The sequence below is a fragment of the Megasphaera cerevisiae DSM 20462 genome, from assembly GCF_001045675.1.
GTDB lineage: Bacteria > Bacillota > Negativicutes > Veillonellales > Megasphaeraceae > Megasphaera > Megasphaera cerevisiae.
The window spans coordinates 1-5,973 of the sequence record NZ_LEKT01000084.1; the positions used below are offsets into that span (position 1 = coordinate 1).

The window sequence follows — 5,973 nt, forward strand, 5'->3', positions numbered from 1 at the left end:
AATTCTGTATCCATGATTTCTAACGCACAAACCAGTGCCTCTGTGAAAATCCGCATAAACAGCTGCAATAATTTTGTTTCGCGTATGATCGCGGTATCGGATTCCTTTATTGTTTTGATAATTTCTGCTATAATATATTCCATGAGAAGACCTTCGGTTGTGATATATTTTGCTGGCTAGGCAATATATCTATTATCTAGGTCTTTTCTTTTTTTTGCAATATCTTACCGAGAACTATTTTACACTAAGGGTATGCTGGCAATGCTTGTCGTAGGTCCGGTTATTGCCATGATGCAGACATGGCAGGGAAGTATGGTTTTTTTGCTGTGATTAGCGGTGTATTATTTTTGGCGTGGCTTTTGATTGGGCAAGATTTTGCATTAAATGCCAGCAGTAATTCACAGACAGCAGATATGATAGAAGAGAGATACACCTTTCGTACTGCCCTCAGTCATTCCTTTAACTGGGTATTGCCGTTTACCTATTCCGGTATATTAACTTTTTATATAGTACTGTTGAATATTTTCCCGATTTCAGGAACAACGGTAATTAGTTCCAGGACGTTGGGGATTGTGGTAGCTTTTGGCGGTATTACCGGAACTATAATTACCATTTTATTGTCTAAAGTATATTTTAAACGAGTTCCGGTTATTCGCATATGCGGTCTTCTTTTAACCGTTTGCGGTATATTAATGTTTACTACCGAGAATGGATTCATTGCACTGATATCTGCATTTGCTATTGGAAATCTTATGTTTGTCCCCGTAACTTCACTGTTTATGATTCCACAGGAACTGCCGAATATGACACCGGCTAAACTTACTAAAATCATGGGTATTTTTTGGGCTTTTGCGTATATTATTGAAACAATTGCATTTTTTATTATCGGTAGTATTATTGATAAATCTGGGTATACGGCAGGATTGATCACGGCTGTAATTATCAGTGCTACAGCTTTTATAGGCTCCTTCCTATTGCCAGAAACGGGAAAATCAAAAAAATAAGAAATTAACCAATTTAATAAAAATAGTATTATGGCAGGAGGAAAATAGGATGAAACAATGGGATACCATGTATGCTGAAAAAAAGATGTCGACGGAGCAAGCCTTGGCTTTGATTCAAAATAACGATTATATGTTCAGTGCGCAGGCAGCCGGTGAACCGGCTGCTATATTGGATCATATGCAATATTTGAAAACGACAGAAATCAAAGGGGCGATTCTGAATACATGTTTGCCGTTACGAGACTATCCATGGCTCCATGATGAAGATATGAAGGGTATTATGGAACATAACGGGTGGTTTTTTTCAGGCCCTTGCCGGGCATCACAAAAACAGAGACTGAGCAGTGCTGTACCGCAAAGCTCGACCTCTATTTTACGTAAAACACTGGATCGAATTCGGTATGAACATAGGCGCCCCGTAGTATTGGCAACGGTTTCGCCTATGGACCGGCACGGGTATATGTCTTTATCTATTAGTGCAATTTATGAACGAGACCTGATCAATGCAGGGGCATTAGCCATTGTAGAGGTAAATCCACATTATCCCAGAACCTTTGGAGATACGCAGGTACATATTTCAGAAGTTGCAGCCGTTGTGGAATCAAGCCGCCCGATTCCGTATGCCAGTTTGGCTCCGTATACAGACACAGATGCCTTTATCGGGCAGCATATTGCAGAATTGATTGACGATGGATCGACGATCCAACTGGGAATTGGTAATATTCCCAATGCCGTGGCACATGAACTGCGTAGTAAAAAGCACTTAGGAATTCATACAGAAATGTTTACAGAAACCATGGTTGATCTGATCGAATGCGGCGCTGTGGATAATTCACAAAAGGGATTATTGAATGGATATTCAGTATGCTCCTTTACGATGGGCAGTCAACGTTTATACGAGTACATTGACAATAATCCATCTATCATGTTTAAATCCTGTACATTTACCAATGATCCCTATACTATTGGACAAAACAATAAATTTGTATCAATCAATGCAACCCTCGAAGTGGATCTTACGGGGCAGTGTGCATCGGAAACTGTTGGGAATTTACAGTGGTCCGGTACCGGCGGCCAGTCAGAAACAGTTCAGGGAGCACAAATGTCACCAGGAGGAAAATCAATTATTGCCATGCATTCTACCTACGAAACAACGGATACGAGCGGGAAAACAGTTCTTCATTCTAAAATAGTGCCGTTTCTTCAAGCCGGAGCGGTGGTTACTACCTCCAGAAATGATACTGATTATGTTGTTACAGAGTATGGAGTTGCCTGGATGCGAGGATTAAATATCCGGCAGCGCACGGAAGCGCTGATTCAGATTGCCCATCCTGATTTTCGGGAATGGCTTCATTCGGAGGCAGAAAGGTATATGATTTGGTAGAAATACTGTGCTAAAAGAGGCGCCATTGCGTGAAGCGGCGCCTCTTTTTAGCGTAAAATATTTATGCAAGGGAGACTTAGCGCTGTTTTCATAAAGATGATACAATATAAAGAGAACAGTGTAAGGAAAGGATGAGTTGAATGCAGGATATATTGATTAGTAAGATTACAATTCCCAGTTTATCTGCAGAGAGTATACGACGTGAAACTTTATACAGAAAACTAAAAAAAATATCCGCATATACCTTGTCGGTATTTACTGCTGGCGCAGGATATGGAAAAACGACGGCCTTGATCCAATATTTATCAGGAAAGAAATCTGCTGTCGGATGGTATAATCTGGGGCCAGAAGATGATAATATATATTTCTTCGCCATATATTTAGTAAATGCTATAAATCACATTTTTCCGGGTCTTTATCAATGGTATGGCACACGGCTGGGTATAGAGGAGCAATTAGATTGGAAAACGCTGTTCTTTTGTCTTATGACGGGAATTGAGCAATATAACAGTAAACATAACGAGTGTTTTTTAGTCATCGATGATTGGCAGTATGCCCATCAATGCTTTGATATTTGTATGTTTTTTGATCGATTCTTGGCACATATGCCTGCTAATATTCATGTTGTTTTAATATCACGGGAATATGTGATGCTGCCAGAAGTAGAACGAATGAGGCTGCAGGGCCGTGTGCTGGATTTTTTTCCGCAGGATCTTTTGTTTACGGCAGAAGAAATTGCTGCATTTTTTCGGATGGAGCAGCTGTTTGATATTGATGAAAAAGAGATACAGGAAATTTTCAATCGCACGGAGGGATGGATTATAGTTATCAAATTATTGGCTAATCAATGGAAAGACGATGTAGAACAGCTTTCCAATTATTTGAAAAATGGCAATTTTGATTTAGATTGTTTTTTTGAATATCTCAGTCATACTATTTTTAACCGGCAGTCACTGGGCTTACAAGATTTTTTGATGAAAACCTCCCTGGTACAGTCTTTTGATTCGGCATACTGCAGAGAGGTCTTGGAGATAGAGTACCCTGTTCCATATTTGGATACCGTGGCAAAGACCGGTCTTTTTATTTCTAAAATCGGCACAGATGCATATCGGTATCATTCTTTATTTCAGGAATTTTTGCAGAAACAGGCAAAACTGCGGATAGTACATATAAAAGAATTATATGATAAAATCGCTGTATTTTATCAAAAGCATGATAATGCAGAATGGGCGTTGTATTTTTTCCTGCAAGAAAAGCGGTGGGATGCGGCCTCCGAAATTTTGTCGGCTGCGGGTCGGTACTGGATACTTTGCGGAAGACAGGAGGTGTTTATGAAATATTTGCAAAAACTTCCGGAGACATATCGGAGGCACCCCAAAATATATATGGCATTGGGAGATAGGGAGCGTATTTCCAGTTCCTATGAAAAAGCCGTGTATTGGTATAAGAAAGCCCGGAAAATATTTTATGCTTGCGGGAATGCTCTGGAATTAAGTCAATGCTGCCGGAGTATGGGAGAATTATATCTTGATATTATACAACCCGATGTGGCTCAAACATATTTGCGTCAAGCTTATAAATTATTGCCAGCAGGTTCAGAAAGGGAGAAGGGAGACGTGTTGGCACTGATGAGTGAAAATATGATTAATCATGGTTATTCTCATCGGGCAGAACGGTATTTGCGGCTGCGAAAATGGGTGCTTTCTTTTGATCAGGCTGACAAGAATAATTTACAAGCACGTATTTATTTACGAACAGGACGCATTCAGAAAGCCATACATACGTTAGAAAATAAGTATAGAGAAGAAGCGGGGGCTCGAACGCCATGCTCTTTTCGAGAATGTTCTCTTATTTTATCATTATGCTATTGCTTTATGGGCGATGTGTCACAAGCTATTTCTTATTCCAGTGCCAGTATTGAATATGGAAATAAAGTACAGTCTCCATTCGTTTCCCTTATAGGATATGTTCGCATGGGCCATGCATTATTACTGGATTTTCATCATACAGAGGAAATATGCCGTCAGGCTTATCATAAGGCGATGATGTTGGCTGAACAATTACGCATTGCACGAGGAACAACGGAGATGTATTGGGGGCAATGCCTGCTGTATGCGTTGGAGGGAAACTGGGAAGAATCTCGAAAAATCGGTATGCAGGCACTGACTGTCACCACTGCAGGGCATGATAATTGGTTTGCTGCCATCCTGTATCATGCCCTGGGAATGAGCGCTGCCTTATGTGGAAATTATGATGAAGGACAAGCGTATTCTTTGAAGGCACTGAAGCTGTTTGAAAAATGCCGTGATTCTTTGGGTCAGACTGCTTGTTATTGGCAGTTGACGTATCAATGCTACAAACGGAACGATAAAAAGCAGTTTCAACAGTATTATAAACTGCTGCTGACGAATTGCCATAAGTACAACTATGCATTTATTTTGGAACGAAAAACATTATTAGGGGATATTGCAGGCTTTGATTCAAAAGAGTTTGAATTATATTCAGCTGCTTTAGATCGTTATGGGACGCTCAGTTCGTCTAATACGGCAGCTATAGTTATTCAAACCCTGGGAGGATTTAAACTGTTTCGAAACGGAAGCGAACTGGGATCAGAGGTATGGCGTCGTAAAGCAGCCAAAAAATTATTGGTTGTGCTGATTTCCATGTATACTGCACCGATATCCAGAGAAACTTTGATGAATATATTGTGGCCTCATGGAAGCAGTAAGGAGGTGCAGCGTAACTTTAAAGTAGTACTGAATTATTTACTGCATGTTTTAGAGCCGGCGCGGCAGCCCCGGGCGCGCAGTCGCTTTATTGTCAGTACAGATTCGTTCCTGCAGCTGCATCTTGATGAGCAGCTGCAGTTAGATGTGCAGGCTTTTGAGCGCAGTATTCATGAAGGATGTATGGAAATATACAGACATGTTGGCAAAGCGCAGAAACTGTTATTAAACGGATTACATTTATACAAAGGAGAATTTATGGCAGGTGAAGTGACTGATGATATCGTGCTGAGAGAAAGAGAACGGCTGCGTCTGCTGGCACTGCGGGGAGCAGAAACATTAGGATTTTCATATATAGAACAAAAAAAATATGATCAGGCCATTTATTGGGCTAATCATATCCTTCAAATAGATATATGTTGGGAGAGCGCATATCAGCTTAAACTAATTAGTTATGGCGAATTGCATGATCAGGCGTTGTTAATCAGAACCATTACCATGTGTTCGGAGCAATTGAAAAAAGAATTGAATGTAGCGCCTTCACTTAAAACAAGAGAAATATACCAAAAGTATAGTATGACCAATAACTAATACCCGCAGGAAGAATACTTACTTAGTGTAAAATAGTTCTCGGTAAGATATTGCAAAAAAAAGAAAAGACCTAGATAATAGATATATTGCCTAGCCAGCAAAATATATCACAACCGAAGGTCTTCTCATGGAATATATTATAGCAGAAATTATCAAAACAATAAAGGAATCCGATACCGCGATCATACGCGAAACAAAATTATTGCAGCTGTTTATGCGGATTTTCACAGAGGCACTGGTTTGTGCGTTAGAAATCATGGATACAGAA

At 40.0% G+C, this 5,973-nt stretch carries 3 protein-coding genes; all 3 read left to right on the top strand.

Features of this window, described 5'->3' with window-relative positions:
- Positions 1-299: 299 nt before the first annotated feature.
- The 3 genes from AB840_RS14615 to AB840_RS14625 all read left to right on the top strand — a co-directional run bounded on the left by AB840_RS14615 (position 300) and on the right by AB840_RS14625 (position 5,705).
- Entirely contained in the window at positions 300-1,004 is a 705-nt protein-coding gene (locus AB840_RS14615; protein ID WP_053078214.1) for an MFS transporter, read from the top strand.
- Between the two features lie 49 nt (positions 1,005-1,053).
- A complete protein-coding gene (locus AB840_RS14620) occupies positions 1,054-2,388 on the top strand; it encodes an acetyl-CoA hydrolase/transferase family protein (protein ID WP_048515578.1) in 1,335 nt (444 codons plus the stop codon).
- Positions 2,389-2,528: 140 nt separating this feature from the next.
- Positions 2,529-5,705, top strand: coding sequence for a BTAD domain-containing putative transcriptional regulator (locus tag AB840_RS14625; RefSeq protein ID WP_048515579.1), 3,177 nt, complete (start codon positions 2,529-2,531; stop codon positions 5,703-5,705).
- Positions 5,706-5,973: the final 268 nt, after the last annotated feature.

Excerpts from the sequence above, each read along its gene's own strand:
- AB840_RS14615 (WP_053078214.1), top strand. The coding sequence starts at position 300 with ATGGCAGGGAAGTATGGTTTTTTTGCTGTGATTAGCGGTGTATTATTT.
- AB840_RS14620 (WP_048515578.1), top strand. The coding sequence starts at position 1,054 with ATGAAACAATGGGATACCATGTATGCTGAAAAAAAGATGTCGACGGAG.
- AB840_RS14625 (WP_048515579.1), top strand. The coding sequence starts at position 2,529 with ATGCAGGATATATTGATTAGTAAGATTACAATTCCCAGTTTATCTGCA.